Genomic DNA, 18,765 nt, shown 5'->3' with positions numbered 1-18,765 from the left:
TGGGCCGACGGTGGCCCACAATGGTGGGCGATGGATCAAACAACTGAGTCTTTCTACGACGCCGTCGGTGGCGGGAAAACCTTCGAGGCGATCGTCGGGCGCTTCTACGAGCAGGTCGCCGAGGACGAGATACTGCGCCCGCTGTATCCCGAAGAGGACCTCACCGGCGCCGAGGAACGGTTACGGATGTTCCTTGAGCAATATTGGGGCGGTCCGCGCACCTACTCCGATCAGCGCGGGCATCCGCGGCTGCGGATGCGTCACGTGCCGTTCCGGATCACCCCGATCGAGCGCGACGCCTGGTTGCGGTGCATGCATACCGCCGTCGCCTCGATCGACGCGCAAACGCTGGACGACGATCATCGGCGGCAGCTGTTGCAGTATCTGGAAATGGCCGCCCACTCGCTGGTGAACTCGGCGTTCTGATGGCCGGCGATCGGTGGTGGCAGTCCGCGGTGTTCTATCAGATCTATCCGCGCTCGTTCGCCGACAGCAACGGTGACGGCGTCGGTGATCTCGACGGTTTGGCCGACCGGTTGGACTATCTCAAACAGCTTGGTGTAGACGGGATTTGGATCAACCCGGTCACCGTGTCACCGATGGCCGACCACGGCTACGACGTGTCCGACCCGCGTGACATCGACCCGTTGTTCGGCGGGATGGCCGCGTTCGAGCGGCTGATCGACGCGGCACACGCCCGCGGCATCAAGGTCACGATGGACGTGGTGCCCAATCATTCCAGCTCTCAGCATCCGTGGTTTCAGGCGGCGTTGGCAGCCGGCCCGGGCACCGAGGCGCGCGATCGCTACTTCTTCCGCGACGGCCGGGGACCCGACGGTGTGTTGCCACCCAACAACTGGGAGTCGGTCTTCGGCGGACCGGCCTGGACACGCGTCGTCGAGCCCGACGGCAACCCCGGCCAGTGGTATCTGCACCTGTTCGACACCGAGCAGCCGGACCTCAACTGGGACAACCCGGAGATCTTCGACGATTTCGAGAAGACGCTGCGATTCTGGCTGGAGCGCGGGGTGGACGGGTTCCGCATCGACGTCGCGCACGGCATGGCCAAGCCGGAGGGTCTGCCCGATTCGCCGGACACCTCCGAGGTGCTACGGCACACCGACGACGATCCGCGGTTCAACCGACCCAACGTGCACGCCATCCATCGCGATATCCGCGCCGTCATGGACGACTATCCCGACGCGGTCACCGTCGGCGAGGTCTGGGTGCAGGACAACTCTCAGTGGGCGCAGTACGTCCGCGCCGACGAGTTGCACCTGGGTTTCAACTTCCGGCTGACCCGCACCGAGTTCGACGCCGGCGAGATCCGCGAAGCCGTGCAGAACTCGTTGGACGCGGCTGCGCTGGAGAACGCCACCCCCACCTGGACGCTGTCCAATCACGACGTCGGCCGCGAGGTCACCCGCTACGGCGGCGGCGAAGTGGGGCTGCTGCGGGCGAAGTCGATGGCGATGTTGATGCTCGCGCTGCCCGGCGCGGTGTTCGTCTACAACGGCGAAGAACTGGGCCTGCCTGACGTGGATCTACCCGACGAGGTGCTGCAGGACCCGACCTGGGAACGTTCCGGGCGCACCGAACGCGGCCGGGACCGGTGCCGGGTGCCGATGCCGTGGTCGGGCGAGGCTCCCCCGTTCGGGTTCTCGACCAATCCCGACACCTGGTTGCCGATGCCGACGGACTGGGCGGCGCTGACCGTCGAAAAGCAGTCGGCTGACCCCGATTCGACGTTGTGGTTCTTCCGGCGGATGATCGAATTGCGCCGTGATCGTGCGGAATTCGACGGTAACCCGTTGGATTGGGTGCCCCTGTCGGGTGACGCGGTGGCGTTCCGGCGCGGCGGGCTGCTGTGTGCGCTCAACGCCGGGGATGTGCCGCTGGAGTTGCCGCCGGGTGAGCTGATCCTGTCGAGCGCGCCGCTTCGGGATGGGTTGCTGGCGCCGGGCGCCGCGGCATGGTTGGCCTGACCCGCGTTTCGCGTTTCCCGGCGCGCTGCTCTATATGTGGTGCATGGCGTCCTACGCGTGGACAGTGATCGGAGCCGGTCCGGCCGGAATCGCGGCGGTGGGCAGACTGATCGATCAGGGTGTTCCGCCGAAGGAGATCGCCTGGGTCGACCCCGCTTTCTGCGCCGGCGATCTCGGCGCGAAATGGCGGCCGGTGTCGAGCAACACCATCGCCGGGACTTTCTTGGAATACCTCGCCGGCGCGTCGTCTTTTCGGTTCGCGGCGTCTCCCCCGATGCCGCTGAAGGAGGTCGACCCGGACGAGACGTGCGCCCTTGCGCTGGTTGCGGATCCGCTGTTGTGGGTCACCGGGCAGCTGCGGGAGCGGGTCGCGGCTTTCCAGACAACGGCCACCGCCCTGCGTTTGGAGCGGCGCAAATGGCTCATCGAAACGGAAGACGGGACCATCGTCTCGTCCAATGTGGTGATGGCCGTTGGTGCGGTACCCAGGAAGCTTGATTACCCTCAGCTGCAAGAGATTCCGGTCGAAGTCGTACTTGATCCCGAACAGCTGCGGGAACTGCCGCTGGACGGTGCGACCGTCGCCGTGTTCGGCTCGTCGCACTCGTCGATGATCGCGTTGCCGCATCTGCTGCGGCATCCGGTCGCCAGGGTAATCAATTTTTATCGCAGCCCACTCAAATATGCTGTCTACCTAGATGATTGGATTCTGTTCGACGATACCGGCTTGAAAGGCCGAGCGGCGCAATGGGCGCGGGAAAATATTGACGGGGTGTATCCGGAAAAAACTTGAGCGGTGCTTGGTTTCGGCCCCAGAGTTCGAAGAGAAGCTCAGCGAGTGCGATCGGGTGGTTTATACCGTCGGATTCCAGCGACGCGCGCTGCTGCCCGCGACGCCACAGTGGGGGCCGCTGGATTACAACCCGCAGAACGGGATCATCGCGCCGGGCCTGTTCGGGCTGGGCATCGCGTTTCCCGAATATGCGGAGGATCCTTACGGATACGGTCAGTACCGGGTGGGACTCAAGAAATTCATGGACTACCTCAGCGCGGTACTACCGTTGTGGATGGTCTACGGCACCTGAAGGGTGCTTGTGAAACGTGTTGGACTCATTGCGATCGCAATCCCGGCGAAGCGACCGCTCAGTGCACCAGCAGCGCGGCATGCGCCCGGCGCCGATACACCGAGCCGAACCGGGCGTCGACACGTAACCAGGCCGGCGTGATCCGGACTCGTACGATCTCGTCGTCGCCGGAGCCGGCCGGTTGAGGTAGGAAACCCATTGCGGTCAACGCGAACACGCACCGCATCGGCAAGCCCACCATCTCCCCACCCGCGCTGACTTCGATGACCTCCTGGTCCAGCAACGAGGTGGGCGGACCGTGCGCCGAGCCGTGCTCCCTGGCCAATGCGGCGCCCTGCTGGGAGAGTTCTTGCAGGACGCGCGCCGGTATGTCGTCAAGGTGGGTGAATCCGGACTCCGGGGGCAATCCGCCCCGCCACGCCGAGTCCATCGCGAATCCCGGCTCCACGTAGCCGGATTCGGTCATGGCCGCCAGACCACGCAGCAACGCGTCCGCCCCGACCGACATGTCGTCGGGTCGCACTCTACCGACTACCACGCGACTAGCCAAGACATCGAAACCCGTTGCTGCCCAAGCCGTCAGCAGCCCTTCGGAGCGGGCGCGAATGCGGATGACCGCGGCGTCGTCGAGGCGCAGTGCATGCTCGACGAAGGTGGTCAGGTCCGCGCGATGTGCCGCCGCGCCTTCTGGACCCAGCCACAGTCCACGTTCGGCGTTCACTCCCGGAGCCACCGCTGCAGATACTCCCGGTGCGTAGGTGTCAGCCGTACCAGTCGCTGCTCTTCGATGTGCACCGCAGCCAGCTGCGACTCGGCGATCACCGCCGGTCGCGACTGCGGATCTGCGTTGACCGAACGCACCTCGTAACCCAGCGTGAAGTCCACCGCCCGCAACCGCTTGGTCCAGATGGTCACTTGCAGCGGCGAATCGACAAGGCGCAGTTGATCCTTGTAGGTGACCCGGACGTCGGCGATCAACAGACCGATGGTGGTGATGTCGGCACCGAACGGCTCTTTGAGAAAAGGGACCCGCGACTCTTCGAGAATCGTGACCATGGTGGCGTGATTGACGTGCTGGTACATGTCGATATCCGACCAGCGCACCGGTACGGCTGCGACGAAACCGATACTCACCCCGAAGATCCCCGTCCGCTGGTGCGTGTCATGCGGCGGATCTGTCGGGCCGCCACCGACAGCGTCGCGAGATCCTTCGCGCCGCTGTCGCGGATCTCGTTGAGCGTCCGATGCGCCCGTTCCACCCGCGATGCGCTGATGTGCTCCCACTCGGCGATCTTCTGCTCGCCGCTCTCGTCAGGCTCCCCCACCGCCAATACGTCGAAGCACAGCGAGCGCAGCGAAGCGTAGATGTCATCGCGAATCGCCAAGCGCGCCAATGAATGCCAGCGATCGTTGCGCTCCAGCTCGGACACCGCCGTCAGCAGCGAGTCGGTGCCGAGGTGGTCCATCAGCGCGAAGTAGGTGTCGGCCACCTCCGCGGTCTCGATTTCGGTGATGTCGGCGATGTCGATGATGTCGAGCAGGCTGTAGCGGTACAGGCCGACCGCGACCCGGTAGGCCAGATCGGGCGGGGCGCCCAGCGCGGTGAACTCGGCGGCCTCCTTCTCCACGATGGCTTTGTCGTCTCCGCGCAGCCATTCCGACATGCGCGGTGTCAGCGCCTTGACCTTCGCGGCGAAGCGGTTGATCTCGGCGCCCACGGCCAGCGGCTGCGGACGGTAGTTGAGCAACCAGCGCCCGGCCCGGTCGATCAGCCGGCGGTTGTCCAGGGTCAACCGGTCGGACAGCGCAACCGGCAGGTTGGCAGCACGGATGCGGCGCCAGATGTGTCCCACCCCGAAAATCGCGTCGGTGGCCGCATAGGTGCGCACCGCGTCGAGGTGACTCACGCCGACGTCCTCGGTGATCCGGAAGGCGTAGCTGATGCCGGCCGTGTCCACCAGATCGTTGATCAGCATGGTGGTGACGATCTCGCGGCGCAGCTGGTGGTTGCGGATTTCCGGGGTGAACCGGTCGCGCAGCGGTCTGGGGAAGTACTGCGGCAGCCGGGAGGCGAACACATCCTGGTCGGGCAGCTCGGTGGTCAGCATCTGTTCTTTGAGGTCCAGCTTGACGTGCGCCATCAGCGTCGCCAGCTCGGGCGAGGTGAGGCCGATGCCTATCTCCGAGCGGCGCACGATCTCCTTTTCGGACGGCAGCGCTTCCAGTTCACGGTTGAGGCCGCGCTCGGCGACCAGATACTTGATCTGGTCGGCGTGCACCGGCAGCAGGCTGGGCGCGTTGGCGCGGCTGGTGCCCATCAGGTCGTTCTGGTCCTCGTTGTCGGTGAGCACCAGCTGGGCGACCTCGTCGGTCATCGACTCCAGCAGCGCGGTCCGCTCCTCGGCGCGGACCTTGCCCGCGGTGACCAGCGAGTCGATCAGGATCTTGATGTTGACCTCGTGGTCGGAGCAGTCGACGCCGGCGGAGTTGTCCAGCGCGTCGGTGTTGATCCGGCCGCCGGACAGGTCGAACTCGACGCGGCCCAATGCCGTCACGCCAAGGTTGCCGCCTTCACCGATCACCTTGGCGCGCACCTGGTTTCCGTTGACCCGTACCGGATCATTGGCGCGGTCGCCGACGTCGGCGTCGGATTCGTTCTCGGCCTTGATGTAGGTGCCGATCCCGCCGTTGAACAACAGGTCGACCGGGGCTTGCAGAATCGCGCGAACCAGGTTGGGCGGGGCCATCTCTGAGACTTCACCCTCAATTCCGAGGGCGACGCGGACCTGAGGGCTGACCGGGATCGTCTTCTGGTCGCGGCTGTACACGCCGCCGCCCTCGCTGATCAGCGTCTTGTCGTAGTCGTCCCAACTGGACCGGGGCAGTTCGAACAAGCGGCGGCGCTCGGCCCAGGACGTCGCGGCGTCGGGTTCCGGGTCGAGGAACACGTGCCGGTGGTCGAACGCCGCGATCAGCCGGATGTGTTTGGACAGCAGCATGCCGTTGCCGAACACGTCGCCGCTCATGTCGCCGACGCCGACGACGGTGAAGTCCTCGGACTGGGTGTCGACGCCGATCTCGCGGAAGTGGCGTTTGACGGCCTCCCAGGCGCCTTTGGCGGTGATGCCCATCGCCTTGTGGTCGTAGCCGACCGAGCCGCCGGAGGCGAAGGCGTCGCCCAGCCAGAAGCCGTAGGACTTGGCGACGTCGTTGGCGATGTCGGAGAAGGTGGCGGTGCCTTTGTCGGCGGCGACTACCAGGTAGGCGTCGTCGCCGTCGCGGCGCACCACCCCCGGTGGTGGGTTCACCGCGCCGGTGCGCTGGTCGACGTTGTCGGTGACGTCGAGCAGCCCGGAGATGAACAACTGGTAGCAAGCGACGCCTTCGACTCGGGTGGCGTCGCGATCTGCGGCGGCGTCCCCGGTGGGCAGCGGCGGCCGTTTCAGCACGAACCCGCCTTTGGCCCCCACCGGCACGATGACGGCGTTCTTCACCGCCTGCGCCTTGACCAGGCCCAGGATTTCGGTCCGGAAGTCGTCGCGGCGGTCCGACCAGCGCAACCCGCCGCGCGCCACCGGGCCGAACCGCAGGTGCACTCCTTCCACTCGCGGCGAGTAGACGAAGATCTCGTACTTGGGGCGCGGCAGCGGCAGCTCGTCGATGAGCTGAGCATTGAGCTTGAGCGCCAGCACATTTCGGGACCGGGCCGAACCCTCGCGCGTGACGAAGTAATTGGTGCGCAGGGTGGCCTGCACCAGGGAGGCGAATGCGCGCAGGATCCGGTCGGTGTCCAGGCTCACCAGCGCGTCGATGTCGGCGGCTACGGCCGCGGCGGCGGCTTGCGCCTCACGCCCGGAGGGCGACCCGTGCGCGGGGTTGAACAGCGCCTCGAACAATGCCACCAACGACTTTGCGGTAGAAGCGTGTTCGTTGAGCACCGATTCGATGTAGGACTGGCTGTAGGGAAAGTTGGCCTGCCGCAGATATTTTGCGTAGGCGCGCAGCAGCGCGACCTGCTGCCAGCTCAGCCCGGCGCGCATGACCAGCTCGTTGAACCGGTCGATCTCGACGCGGCCGTGCCAGATCGCGGTGACCGCGTCGGCGAAGCGCTGCGCGGTGGCGTCCCGCTCGGCCTGGCTCAGCGCCGGCGCGATGGTGGGATGCGGCGACATCTTGAACTGGTAGATCCACACCGGCAGCCCGTCGGGGCGGGTGACGGTGAACGGCCGCTCCTCGAGCACCACAACGCCCATGCTCTGCAGCATCGGCAGTAGCTGGCTCAACGATGCGCTGCGCCCGCCCAAGAACCAGGTCAGCTGGGCCAGGCCCTGTTCGTCGTCCTCGGCGAACACCAATTTGACGGTGTCGTCGGCCAATTCGTTGATGACGGCGATGTCGTCGATGGCCTGGTCCGGGCTGACGGCCTGTTTGTAGGCCTCGGAGAACGCGTTGGCATAGTGCTCGGCGTCGGTTGCTGTGACGGTGCTCTGGGCAAGGTTGGCGGCCGCCGCGATCAACCGGTCCGACCAGGTGCGCGCGGCCTCGCTGAGCAGCGCCTGGATGCGGACCCGGTTGGCTTCGGAGACGTCGACCGGAGCCAACTGGGTGCCGGGCTCCCCCGCCATGCCCTCCGGGCCGTCGGGACTTTCTTGGGGCAGCCGCACCATGAAATGCATGAGTGCCCATGGTGATTCGCTGACTCGCGCCGTGAATTCCAGCCGGGTCCCACCGAATTCACGGACCAGGATGTCCTCGATCTGCAGCCGCACCGGTGTGGTGTAGCGGTCGCGCGGCACGTACACCAGGCACGAGACGAAGAATTGGAGCCGGTCGGCGCGTAGGAACAGTAGGGCACGGCGCTGTGAGCCCATGTCGACCACGGCCTTGGCCATGCTCAGCAAGCGATGCGCACTGAGCGTGAAAAGCTCTGGGCGCGGAACGGTTTGGATGACGTCGAGCAGCAGCTGGCCGGGGTGGCTGGGGTCGCTGCCGGCCAGGGTGAGGGCGTCACGGACGCGGTGCGAAATCATCGGGATTTCCAGCACGTCGGCGTTCATGGCGGCGACGGTGAACAGCCCGACGAAGCGGTGCTCGATCACGCCGTCGTCGACGTTCTCGCGGACCGCGATCGCATACGGGTAGGCGCCGTAGCGCAGGTAGCTGCCGACGGCGGCCTGCGCCAGCACGATCAACTTGTCGTCGTCGGTGAGGCGGGGTCTGGTGCCGCTGCGGGCGCGCAGCACGCCCAGGCCGCTGGATCCGTCGCCGATGACCAGGCCGTTCTGCACTCGGCAGGGTTGATAGCCAAGTAGCAGGAAGTTGCCGTCGTCCAACCAGCGCAGCAGTTCGGCGACCTCGTGACGGTCGGGCGCCGCATAGTGACCTTCGGGGTCTTCGTCGACCACCGCGGCCAGTTCGCCGAGCGTGGCGATCATGGCTGTCGCATCGGTGGCCACGCGCTGGACGTCGGCGAGCACCTTGGGCAGCAGCCGCTCGACCTCCGCGAGCGCCTTGCGGTCGACGGTGGGCGAGAGCTGGACGTGGATCCACGCTTCGCCGTGGTAGGGCGATTTGTCCGGCGACTTCGGCGCAATGCTGAGCAGCTCGCCCGTCGGGCTGCGCTGCACCTCGAACACCGGAGTCATGATCGCTGCGTAGTAGACGCCCAATCGGTGCAGCAGCACCGTCACCGAATCCATCAGCATGCTGCCGTGCTCGGTAACCACTTGCAGCGCCGGCCCGAACCCGCCCGGGTCGTCCACCGGGTACACCGCGACGCGGCTCTCGCCGGGTGGGCGGTGCTCGCCGAGGCGGTACTGGGCGGCCAGCAGGGCCGGTGTCACCGCCGAGGCGGGTGCGGGGGTGGGTTGGGATCCGTCCTCCTGCGAGGACCGGTAGCTATCGGCGTAAGCCTTGAATATCCAGTCCGGAACATCGCCGGCCTGCGGGAAAGTGGTCCACGGCGCGACCTGCTCTCTGGCTTCGGGATCGATCGTCATGCCGATTGCTCCCCACTCGCGACGGATACCTTGCGGTTGGCAGAGCTGACACTAGTCCCGTGTCAGCTTGCGGTGAGTGACCCGGTGCGGCCGCGCCGCTTCGGCGCCGAGGCGCTCCACCTTGTTCTCCTCGTATGCGCCGAAGTTGCCCTCGAACCAGAACCATTTGGCCTCGTTGTCGGCGTCGCCTTCCCAGGCCAGGATGTGCGTGCAGGTCCGGTCCAGGAACCAGCGGTCGTGGGAGATCACCACCGCACAGCCCGGGAAGTTGACCAGCGCGTTTTCCAGCGAGCTCAACGTTTCGACGTCCAGGTCGTTGGTCGGCTCGTCGAGCAGGATCAGGTTGCCGCCCTGCTTGAGGGTCAGGGCCAGATTGAGCCGGTTGCGCTCGCCCCCGGACAGCACGCCCGCCGGCTTCTGCTGGTCGGGGCCCTTGAACCCGAATGCCGACACGTAAGCCCGCGACGGCACCTCGGTCTGGCCGACCTCGATGTAGTCCAGCCCGTCGGAGACGACCTGCCATACGGTTTTCTTCGGGTCGATGCCGGAGCGGGTCTGGTCGACGTAGCTGAGCTTGACGGTTTCGCCGACCTTGACCGTGCCGCTGTCGGGCTGCTCGAGTCCGACGATGGTCTTGAACAGCGTGGTCTTGCCGACACCGTTGGGACCGATGACGCCGACGATGCCGTTTCGCGGCAGTGTGAACGACAGGTCCTTGATCAGGGTGCGGCCTTCGAAGCCCTTGTCGAGGTGCTCGACCTCGACAACCAGCGAGCCCAGCCGCGGTCCGACCGGGATCTGGATCTCCTCGAAGTCGAGCTTGCGTGTCTTCTCCGCCTCGGCAGCCATCTCCTCGTAGCGCTGCAGCCGCGCCTTGCTCTTGGCTTGGCGCGCCTTGGCACCCGACCGCACCCAGGCCAGCTCCTCCTGGAGACGTTTCTGCAGCTTGGCGTCCTTGCGGCCCTGCACCGCGATCCGCTCGGCCTTCTTCTCCAGGTAGGTGGAGTAGTTGCCCTCGTACGGGTAGGCGCGGCCGCGGTCGAGCTCCAAGATCCACTCGGCGACGTTGTCCAGGAAATAGCGGTCGTGAGTGACGGCCAGGATGGCGCCGGCGTAGCTGGCCAGGTGTTGCTCGAGCCACTGCACGCTCTCGGCGTCCAGATGGTTGGTCGGTTCGTCGAGCAGCAGCAGGTCGGGTTTGGACAGCAGCAGCTTGCACAGCGCGACGCGGCGTCGCTCACCGCCGGACAGGTTGGTGACCGGTTCGTCCGGCGGTGGGCAGCGCAGCGCGTCCATGGCCTGCTCCAGCTGAGAATCCAGATCCCACGCGTCGGCGTGGTCGAGGTCCTCCTGCAGCCTGCCCATCTCCTCCATCAGTTCGTCGGAGTAGTCGGTTGCCATCAGCTCGGCGACTTCATTGAAACGGTCGAGCTTGACTTTGATCTCGCCCAACCCCTCCTCGACGTTGCCCCGGACGGTCTTCTCCTCGTTGAGCGGCGGCTCCTGCAGCAGGATGCCCACCGTCGCGTTGTTGGCCAGAAAGGCGTCACCGTTGTTCGGCTTGTCCAATCCGGCCATGATCCGCAAGACGCTCGACTTTCCGGCCCCGTTGGGGCCGACGACGCCGATCTTGGCGCCCGGGTAGAAGCTCAACGTGACGTCGTCGAGGATCACCTTGTCGCCGTGCGCCTTGCGGACCTTCTTCATCGTGTAGATGAACTCAGCCATGCCGCGGTGTTGCCTTTCTGGTCTTTGGAGATATCCGCGGACCATCCTATGCACGGCCGCGCAACGCTAGGCCGACAGTGGCAGCGGGCTCCCCGCTTCGGCATCGGCGGGCACCTCGAACCCGGCCGCGTCCGCGCCGACGAGGTCGCTGTCGATTGCGCCTGCCTCGGTGGTCGCGGGCTTGGCGGCGTCCACCCCGGTCCGGCCCGGCGTCTCGATACGCAGCCGCGACAGGTCCGGCCCCACCGACGTGGCCCGCATCTCCACCGAGGAACGCCGATTGCCGTCCTTGTCGTCGTATTCGCTGGTGTAGACATGGCCCACCACGATCACCGGCGAACCTTTGCCCAGCGTGGCACCCACCCCGGTGACCAGCCGGCCCCAGCAGTTGACGGTGATGAACAAGGAGTTGCCCGGCTCCCACCGCGCCCTCATTGGTCCGGCGGCGCGAATTGCTGGCCACCCGGAATTTGATCAGCTCTTGGTCGCCGACCTTGCGGCGCTGCAGATCGTTGACGATGTGACCCACGACGGTCAACGGCGTTTCGAACATTGCTCAATTCCTTCCCAGTTCGCCGGGCGGTGTTCCCGGCGGCGCTTTCACTGAAGCCCATTCAGCTCGCCGGCCCTGACAATCCGGTGCCGGACACGCGCCGGGGCGGGCAATCTGTGCAGCAATCGGCGACTGTGGACAAGCAGGGCCGATCTGCGGGAGCCGCGAGAGTAAAGCCACTGCGAAACTTCGCGCCGAACGACGCGGGCCAGCTACGTTCGCGAACCAAGACGCTGTCGGCGCGCCTCGATCTCCCGCTCGATGAACCGGTTGCGGGCAATCTGACCGACGTGGTTGAAGTCGCGCAGGATGTTGCGCAACTCGCGCCGGAACGCTTCCCGGCGCGCCGCGAGGCCCGGCCCGGGCGCGATCAGGTCCTGGTCGGCGACGACCTGCCGCGCGGTCGCGAACAGCAGCGTGGACACCGATTCGCTGCTGCGCACGCGGCCCTGCGCCACCAGTTGTCGACCCACCCCGAGCGCGAGGTCGGTCAACTCCTTCTGGCCGATGTCCGGCGGCGCGTCACGCAGGACGTCGGCGACGATCTCGTAGGCCTCGAAGAACACCCGCAGCATCGAATCGGAGATCAACGGCCGCTTGGCGTAGAGGATCTTCTCGATCTCGTCGCCACCGGCCGCGACCTGGGATTCCCAATCCTGATGCCACGCCATTTCTTCGGCGATATTGGCCCGGAAGGCGGCCGAGTCGGCGAAGTAAAAGTCGAACTTCAGCAGATCGCGTAGCCGCATCACTTGCGCCCAGAACGCCTCCACCCGATCCCCGTCGGTGTGCCGGGCGTGCGCCAGGGCCAGTTCGACGATCGAGGTTTCCAGGAACGCGTGAATCACCGAGTTGCGATAGAAGGCCGCGGCGTGTTCGTCCTCAGGTGCGATGTACCACACCGGTTCTCGGCCGCTGTCGACTCTGGTCACCGGATGCCGGTTGGACAGTGCGTCCACCGCCGCGCGCACACCGTCGCGCGAGCGCAACCGCAACGCACTGGTGGACACGGGTGTGTGCTTGCGATCGAGGTAGTCCAGCGAGTCCTGCAAGGTACGGTGCAGCTGATCCAGGGTCAACGCCGTTCCGCGGGCGGTCAGCAGCAGCGCCGACACCAGCCCGGTCGCCGTCACCGGGGTGGACTGCAGGATGCGCCAAGCGACCTCGAACGACATCTTCTGCAGCGCAAGACGTTTAGCGGCCTCGTCATGGGCCAGCGGGCCGTTCGGCTCGCCGAGGTACTGCCGCATGGAGACCGCCTCGGGAAAACGGACGTAGATCTTGCCGTAGTTCCGCTCGCCCTGGGCTTTGATGAAGTTGTAGAGCCAGCTGAAACCCTCGGGGGTCTTCTCGGCGCCCTGGGCGTAGGCCGCATACTCGGCGATCTCGTGCAACTGGTCGAAACAGATCGAAACACCTTGCAGCAGAATGTCCTCGCTGCGCCCGTCGAGGTAGGCGTCGGCCACATAACTCATCAGACCGAGCTTGGGCGGCAACATCTTTCCGGTACGCGAGCGGGTGCCCTCGATGGACCAGCTGAGATTGAATCGTTTCTCGACGAGGTAGCCGACGTATTCCTTGAGGACGTACTTGTACAGCTTGTTGTCCCCGATGTTGCGCCTGATGAAGATCGTGCCCGAGCGCCGCATCAGCGGACCCATCACCCCGAACGAGAGATTGATGCCACCGAACATGTGCACCGGCGGTAGTCGGTTGTCCTGCATCGCTACCGGCACCACCGCGCCGTCGATGTAGGAGCGATGCGAGAACAGCAACACCGCGGGGTGGGCTTCCAGCGCGGAGCGCATGGCTGCGACCTGATACTCGTCGTAGTCGAACTCGGGGTCGAATCCGCGGCTGAGCATTTTGCCCAGCACCGAGATGACGTCCACCGATGCCTGGCTCCACCCCGTCGCCAACTCGTCGAGCATCTTGCCGGCTTCCTCGACGGTGGCGCCGGGGATCGCTTTGAGCCCGGCACGAAAGCGGGCAGACGCCAACATTTCCGGCTTGACCAGACGAGGAGATCTGTATTGCGGGCCGAGGATCCGGTATTCGGCCCGGGCCAGGGCCAGCAGCGCCCGGCGGGTGACGAAATGGGCGAATTCCTGGGCACTCTCGGCCGTCGTGGTTTCGTGCCATTGCCGGCGCAGTTCGGACATCTTGGCCGACTCGCCGGCCACCACCCGCGCCCGCCACGGTTCGGTACGCATGATGTGGCGCTGCTGACGAGGGCTGGGCCGGTAGGGATCTTGGCCCGGCAGCAGGGCGGCCACCTTGGCCAGCTTGCCGCGGTTGGCGGCCGGCAGCCAGAACACCCGTACCGGCACGATCTCGCGGTCTTCGTTTTGTCGCGCACCGGTTTCGAGCTTTTCCACCAGAGCGGTCAGCGCCCCCGGTGACGCGCTGCCGGCCGGCAGCTTCAAGACGTCGAATGTGGTCCCCGGGCAGCGGACGCGTTGCTGGTCCAGCCACTCCATGACCAGCTCCATCTCGACCGGAGTGTCCATGGAGGCCAGGACCAGAGTGTCCTCATCGGTCAGGACTGCGCTGGTGTCGGCGGCCGGCTTGGTCACGGCCGCCCTCAGGGCCTAGTACCCGACGCGTCGGCGGCCGGCTGCTGTTCTGCGTTGTGCTGTTGTGGCTCAGCACTTTTCGGCGTGACGGTGGACTCGTGCGGAGTAGCGTCCGGTGTGGCCCTGGCTTCAGCCTTCTTGGCTGGAACCCTCTTGGCCGGAGCTTTCTTCGCCGCAGCCTTTTTCGCGGGAGCCTTCTTGGCCGCAGCCTTTTTCGCCGGAGCCTTCTTGGCCGCAGCCTTTTTCGCGGGAGCCTTCTTGGCCGGCTTCTCCCTCGTGTACAACTCAGCCTCGGGCAGCTCACCGACCGGCCAGTCGGCCAGCGTGTCGAGGTAGAGCTGGCGTATCTCGGCGATGCGGTCGGGCAGCGTGTCCAGCGTCCAGTCGTCGACCGGGATCGGCGGGAACACCGCCACGTCGACCGTGCCCGGGTTCAGCGTTGTCGAGTTGCGCGACGCGATGATCTCGGCGTTGCGAATCACGATGGGAACTATGGGGATTCCCACCGACATCGCAATCCGGAACGGCCCCTTCTTGAAGGGCCCGACTTCGTTGGTGTCCAACCGGGTGCCCTCGGGTGCGATCACGATGGACAGGCCGTTGCGGGCACGGTCTTCGACGGTGTGCAGCGTCTCCACCGCGGAGTTCACGTCGTCGCGGTCGATGAACACCCCGTCGAGCAGCTTGCCCAGGGGGCCCATGACCGGGTCGCGCTCCAGTTCCTTCTTGCCCACGCCGACCCAGTTGTCCTTCACCAGCGCACCGGAGATGATCGGGTCGACCTGGTTGCGGTGGTTGAAGATGAAGACGGCCGGACGCTGCGCGGTCAGATTCTCTCTGCCCAGCACGTTCAGGCGGACGCCGCAGGTCGTCAACAACAGCTGCGAGAAGTTCGAGGTGAAGAAGTTGACGCCGCGCCGGCGGTTGCGGGTCAGCAGCCCCAACCCCACCGCGCCGGCGGCGACCGGCACCATCGAACTGAATCCGGCCAGGGTGCGAATCTGCCGTCGCAGCCCCACCCCGCCGCGGCTGTCGAATTTCAGGATCGGCCAGCCGCGCTTCTTGGCGACGGCGGCCATCTTGCCCTCAGGGTTGGTTGGCCGTGGATTGCCCACCAGATACATCAGGGCCACGTCCTCGTCGCCGTCGGCGTAGAAGTAGCTCTCTTTCAGGTCGATGTCGTGCTCGGCGGCAAACCGTTGCACCGCAGCGGCTTTGCCGGGTCCCCACAGGATCGGCTTCAGAACGCCTCCGGTGAGGATTCCGTCTTCGGTGGTCTCGAACTTGTTGGTCAGCGTGTTGGTGATGCCGAGGAATCGGGCTACGGGGTTGACCTGGATGGTCAACGCCGACGAGCTGAGCACCACGGTGTGGCCCCGAGCCACGTGCGCGCGCACCAGTTCCCGCATCTCCGGGTAGATCCGGGACTCGATGCGCTGATTGAACAACCGCTCGCCGATCTCGTCCAGGTCACTCAGCAACCGACCCGCCAAGGCCATCGACGCCTTGCTGATCAGGTCCTCGAACTCGATGCGGCCCAGGGAGTGGTTCAGGGCGCCCTGCACCATGCTGAGAAGTTCGCCCACCCCCATGTCGCGGCGGCGCAGCCGCTCCTGGGTGAGGATGACCGCGGTGAAGCCGGCTACCAGCGTGCCGTCCAGGTCGAAGAACGCACCGACCTTCGGGCCCGGCGGGCTGGCCATGATCTCGGCCACCGAACCCGGCAGCCGCAGATCTTTGGGCTGTGAACCCGCGTCCGGCTCGTCAGCGCTGCTCATGAGCCCGATACCGATCGAGAAGCCTCGGCCGCGGCCTTGGCCTCGAAGGACGCGGGCACCGCACGCGCCGGCGGATCACCGGCAAGCGCGAGGATCTCGTCGAACCCATCCAGTAGGCACTGCGCGAACAAGTCGTCCTTTCGCACCGACGCCCGGTCATAGCGCGCGGTGATGGTGCACCACCCACCGCGGGAGATCAACACGACCATCATGGCGACACCGGGCAGCGGTCCGATACCGTACTGCCGCAACACCTTTGCGCCAGCGATGTAGGTGTCGCCCGGGTAGACCGGGATGTTGCTTGCCTGTACGTCGGAGCCGACGACCGAGCCGGTGATGCCCTCGAGCACCGCCGTCGGCAGCACGCTCAGCACCGGCGCAATAGACCCGATGATGTTCATCGCCGGCTCGTCCCGGCGTTGGGTCATCTGCGCGCGGATCTTCTTGATCCGGGCCACCGGGTCGACGGTGCCGACCGGTGCGGCCAGATTGACTCCGGTGAAATTGTTGCCGCCGCCCGCATCGCCTTCGGCCCGCAGATTCACCGGCACCGCCATCGGCAGGGTCCTGATCGGCACCCCGAGCGCCTCGTGGTAGCGACGCAGCGCCCCGCACAGACCAGCCAGGTAGGCGTCGTTGATGGAGCCGCCGGCGGCCTTGGCCGCCTTGTGCAGATCGGACAGCCGGATGTCGATCGCCTCGGTGCGACTTGTCAGGCTGCGCCGGCGCAGCAGCGGTGACGGCTCGGCGGCCCGGTTGAGCACGCGGGCACCAGAAGTGGCGTAGCCGACGATTCCCGAGACGGTGGACACCGGATCCAGCACTGCGCGCCCGGCCGCCGACACCGCACCGGTCAGCACGCCCAGGGCACCCCCGACGATCGCGAGAGGCAGGTGGTTGATGCCCTCGCGCATCAGGTCGTTAGGGGTCAGATCCTCCGGGATGGGTTGCGGCGGCACCGGACGCGCCGGCGGTTCTCGCTCCCCGTCGTAGATCTCGGCGAACATCTCGACGCTGCCCACCCCATCGGTGACCGCATGGCTCAGGTGCAGCAGCGTGGCCGCCTTACCGTCGGGCAGGCCCTCGACCAGGGTGGCCGTCCACAGCGGGCGTGAGATGTCCATTGGCGACTGCAGCATCACCTCGGCCAGATCGAACACTTCGCGCAACGTGCCGGGTTCGGCCACCCGTACCCGACGCACGTGGAAGTCGAGGTTGAAATCGGGGTCGACCACCCACCGCGGCGCGGCCGTCGGGAGGGTGGGCACCACCACCTTTTGCCGCAGCCGCAACACTTTTCGGGATGCGTGCTCGAAGCGGGTGCGGAAGCGGTTCCAGTCTGGGGTGGTGTCCAGCAGCTCCAGCGCCATGATTCCCGAACGCGTCCGTGGATGCGCCTCGCCCCGGTGCAACAGATAGTCCACAGGTCCGAGTTCGTCGGACGACCCGAGCGCACCGCCGGACTCAGCCATGCTCACAACCCCCAGCGGACCGGATACCTCGACACCTCACCGCTGATCGACCCTCCTGCTCTCAGCCCAGCGACCATAATGCCCACCCAACGCTAGTCCGGTTCATGCGGTGGTGAAAGTGAGGATCGGCGGACCGGACCGGACCGGCCGTGCGACGCGACCCGGGTCAGCTGGCCGGCGAGGCCGACAACGCGAACGAACTGAGTTCTGCGCTCTCCCGACGTCCATAGACGACGCCGAGGAAGTCGGCGACGGCGTCGGCGGCCAGCCTGGACCGCACGGTCGGGGTGATGTCGAATGCGTGATGCGCGTTGGCCAGTTCGGCGTAGGACACCGTGGCGGCCCCGGCGCCGCGCAGCGCCGCGCAGAAAGCTCTGGCCTGGCCGCTGGGCACCAGTTCGTCGCGCTCACCGTGCAGCACGAAGAACGGCGGCGCCTCGCTGTGCACGTAGGAAATCGGCGAGGCGGCGACGAAGCGGTCCGGATGCTTGTCGAAACGGGCCTTCAGCACGAACTGCTCCAGGAACGGCAGCATCATTTCGTGCATATTGTCGAAGTCGGTGAAGTCGTAGACGCCGTAGTAGGGCGCAACAGCCTGGACCGTGGTGTCGGCGCGCTCGAAGCCCGGCTGGAACGTCGGGTCGTTAGGGGTGAGCGCGGCCAGCGAGGCAAGGTGTCCACCCGCTGAGCCGCCGGTGATGGCGATGAAGTCGGAGTCGCCGCCGTAGTCGCCGATGTTCTCGCGAACCCAGGCGATGGCCCGCTTGACATCGACGATGTGGGCCGGAAACTTGGCCCGCGGGCTCTTGCTGTAGTTGATCGACACGCAGATCCAGCCGAGTTCGACCATCCGGCTCATCAGCGTGTAGGCCTGCGGACGCTTGCCGTTGACGCTCCACGCGCCGCCGGGCACCTGGATCAGCACCGGCGCCCGATGCCCGGGCGCCAGGTCGGGACGGCGCCAGATGTCCAGCAGATGCTCGTTGCCGCCCGGACCGTAGGAGATGTTGGAGGTTTTGGCCGCGTAGCGGCGATGCGGGCCGGGCTTGGGCTTGGGCAGCAAGCCGCGCCGCGGCAAGACCGACCGGTTGGTGGTCGGGTGGTACACCAGGTCGCGGAAATCAGGACCGAACGCGTGCTCGAGCGCAGCGTTGAGCGCCTCGCCGGCGCGCTGCGCGGCCCAGTTGGCGCCCACCCGGTTGATCGAGGGCGGAGCGATCCGGGTCAGCGCGTGCCCGGTCACCACGTGCGGCGGAAATTCGGTGGCCAGCCAGCCGGCCACCCAACCCACCGCGAAAGGCGATCCACGCAGCAACAAAGCACCAGCCCGGTAGGTGTCCTTGGCGTCCGCAGCCAGATGAGCACCCTGTCGTAGCGCCTCAGCACCGACCCGCGAGCACCGCGAAGTCACACTGGACAAGCACATAACGAAGTCCACCCCTCGACGTCAGGCACACGCCTCGTTGCGGTTGACGGCCGATGACCGGCCGATGTTGTACGTGTGTCGAGGCTCACACCATAGCCGATCTAAAGCCTGGCTAAACACATATCCGTTCGGTTGTGTCGTCTGTGCCGCTTCATTTTTCGCG

Annotated in this window: 10 protein-coding genes and 2 pseudogenes; 3 read left to right on the top strand and 9 right to left on the bottom strand. The window is 66.2% G+C overall.

The features are described from left to right. Nucleotides 1-30 precede the first annotated feature (30 nt). The 3 genes and pseudogenes from L6444_RS09660 (at nucleotide 31) to L6444_RS09650 (ending at nucleotide 3,070) form a co-directional block, all read left to right on the top strand. On the top strand, nucleotides 31-426 hold the full coding sequence (locus L6444_RS09660) for a globin (protein WP_236981982.1): 396 nt from the start codon (nucleotides 31-33) through the stop codon (nucleotides 424-426). Next, complete coding sequence (locus tag L6444_RS09655; RefSeq protein ID WP_236981980.1) at nucleotides 426-1,985, top strand: glycoside hydrolase family 13 protein; 1,560 nt, start codon at nucleotides 426-428, stop codon at nucleotides 1,983-1,985. Before L6444_RS09660 ends, L6444_RS09655 begins: the two co-directional genes overlap by 1 nt. A 43-nt stretch (nucleotides 1,986-2,028) precedes the next feature. Next, nucleotides 2,029-3,070 (top strand): annotated as a pseudogene (locus L6444_RS09650) (NAD(P)/FAD-dependent oxidoreductase). A 58-nt stretch (nucleotides 3,071-3,128) separates the two neighbouring features. Here the strand turns inward: L6444_RS09650 and L6444_RS09645 are convergent. The 9 genes and pseudogenes from L6444_RS09645 to lipQ form a co-directional block, all read right to left on the bottom strand. Then, nucleotides 3,129-3,803: a hypothetical protein gene (locus L6444_RS09645; protein WP_236981978.1), complete on the bottom strand. Its 675-nt coding sequence runs from the start codon at nucleotides 3,801-3,803 to the stop codon at nucleotides 3,129-3,131. Then, a complete protein-coding gene (locus tag L6444_RS09640) occupies nucleotides 3,788-4,204 on the bottom strand; it encodes an acyl-CoA thioesterase (RefSeq protein WP_236981976.1) in 417 nt (138 codons plus the stop codon). Before L6444_RS09640 ends, L6444_RS09645 begins: the two co-directional genes overlap by 16 nt. Next, entirely contained in the window at nucleotides 4,201-9,069 is a 4,869-nt protein-coding gene (locus L6444_RS09635) for an NAD-glutamate dehydrogenase (protein WP_236981974.1), read from the bottom strand. The genes L6444_RS09640 and L6444_RS09635 overlap by 4 nt, the downstream gene beginning before the upstream one ends. 51 nt (nucleotides 9,070-9,120) lie before the next feature. Then, nucleotides 9,121-10,797, bottom strand: a complete 1,677-nt coding sequence (gene ettA, locus L6444_RS09630) for an energy-dependent translational throttle protein EttA (RefSeq protein WP_236981972.1) — start codon at nucleotides 10,795-10,797, stop codon at nucleotides 9,121-9,123. Nucleotides 10,798-10,863: 66 nt separating this feature from the next. After that, a pseudogene (locus L6444_RS09625) lies at nucleotides 10,864-11,350 on the bottom strand (single-stranded DNA-binding protein). A gap of 212 nt (nucleotides 11,351-11,562) precedes the next feature. Next, nucleotides 11,563-13,926, bottom strand: a complete 2,364-nt coding sequence (locus L6444_RS09620; RefSeq protein ID WP_236981970.1) for a glycerol-3-phosphate 1-O-acyltransferase — start codon at nucleotides 13,924-13,926, stop codon at nucleotides 11,563-11,565. Nucleotides 13,927-13,934: 8 nt separating this feature from the next. Then, a complete protein-coding gene (locus L6444_RS09615; RefSeq protein ID WP_236981968.1) occupies nucleotides 13,935-15,704 on the bottom strand; it encodes an HAD-IB family hydrolase/lysophospholipid acyltransferase family protein in 1,770 nt (589 codons plus the stop codon). Beyond that, nucleotides 15,701-17,176, bottom strand: a complete 1,476-nt coding sequence (locus L6444_RS09610) for a WS/DGAT/MGAT family O-acyltransferase (RefSeq protein ID WP_236981966.1) — start codon at nucleotides 17,174-17,176, stop codon at nucleotides 15,701-15,703. The genes L6444_RS09615 and L6444_RS09610 overlap by 4 nt, the downstream gene beginning before the upstream one ends. 166 nt (nucleotides 17,177-17,342) lie before the next feature. Further along, a complete protein-coding gene (gene lipQ, locus L6444_RS09605; protein ID WP_236983961.1) occupies nucleotides 17,343-18,602 on the bottom strand; it encodes an esterase LipQ in 1,260 nt (419 codons plus the stop codon). Between the last annotated feature and the right edge of the window lie 163 nt (nucleotides 18,603-18,765).

Origin of the sequence: Mycobacterium kiyosense (assembly GCA_021654635.1) — a bacterium.
GTDB lineage: Bacteria > Actinomycetota > Actinomycetes > Mycobacteriales > Mycobacteriaceae > Mycobacterium > Mycobacterium kiyosense.
The sequence above is the reverse complement of the archived record's forward strand: the minus strand, read 5'-3'. Positions and strand labels throughout refer to the sequence as shown.

Bases quoted from the DNA above. Each gene is read 5' to 3' on its own strand.
- L6444_RS09660 (WP_236981982.1), top strand. From the start codon at position 31: ATGGATCAAACAACTGAGTCTTTCTACGACGCCGTCGGTGGCGGGAAA.
- L6444_RS09655 (WP_236981980.1), top strand. From the start codon at position 426: ATGGCCGGCGATCGGTGGTGGCAGTCCGCGGTGTTCTATCAGATCTAT.
- L6444_RS09635 (WP_236981974.1), bottom strand. From the start codon at position 9,069: ATGACGATCGATCCCGAAGCCAGAGAGCAGGTCGCGCCGTGGACCACT.
- ettA (WP_236981972.1), bottom strand. From the start codon at position 10,797: ATGGCTGAGTTCATCTACACGATGAAGAAGGTCCGCAAGGCGCACGGC.
- L6444_RS09615 (WP_236981968.1), bottom strand. From the start codon at position 15,704: ATGAGCAGCGCTGACGAGCCGGACGCGGGTTCACAGCCCAAAGATCTG.
- L6444_RS09610 (WP_236981966.1), bottom strand. From the start codon at position 17,176: ATGGCTGAGTCCGGCGGTGCGCTCGGGTCGTCCGACGAACTCGGACCT.
- lipQ (WP_236983961.1), bottom strand. From the start codon at position 18,602: ATGTGCTTGTCCAGTGTGACTTCGCGGTGCTCGCGGGTCGGTGCTGAG.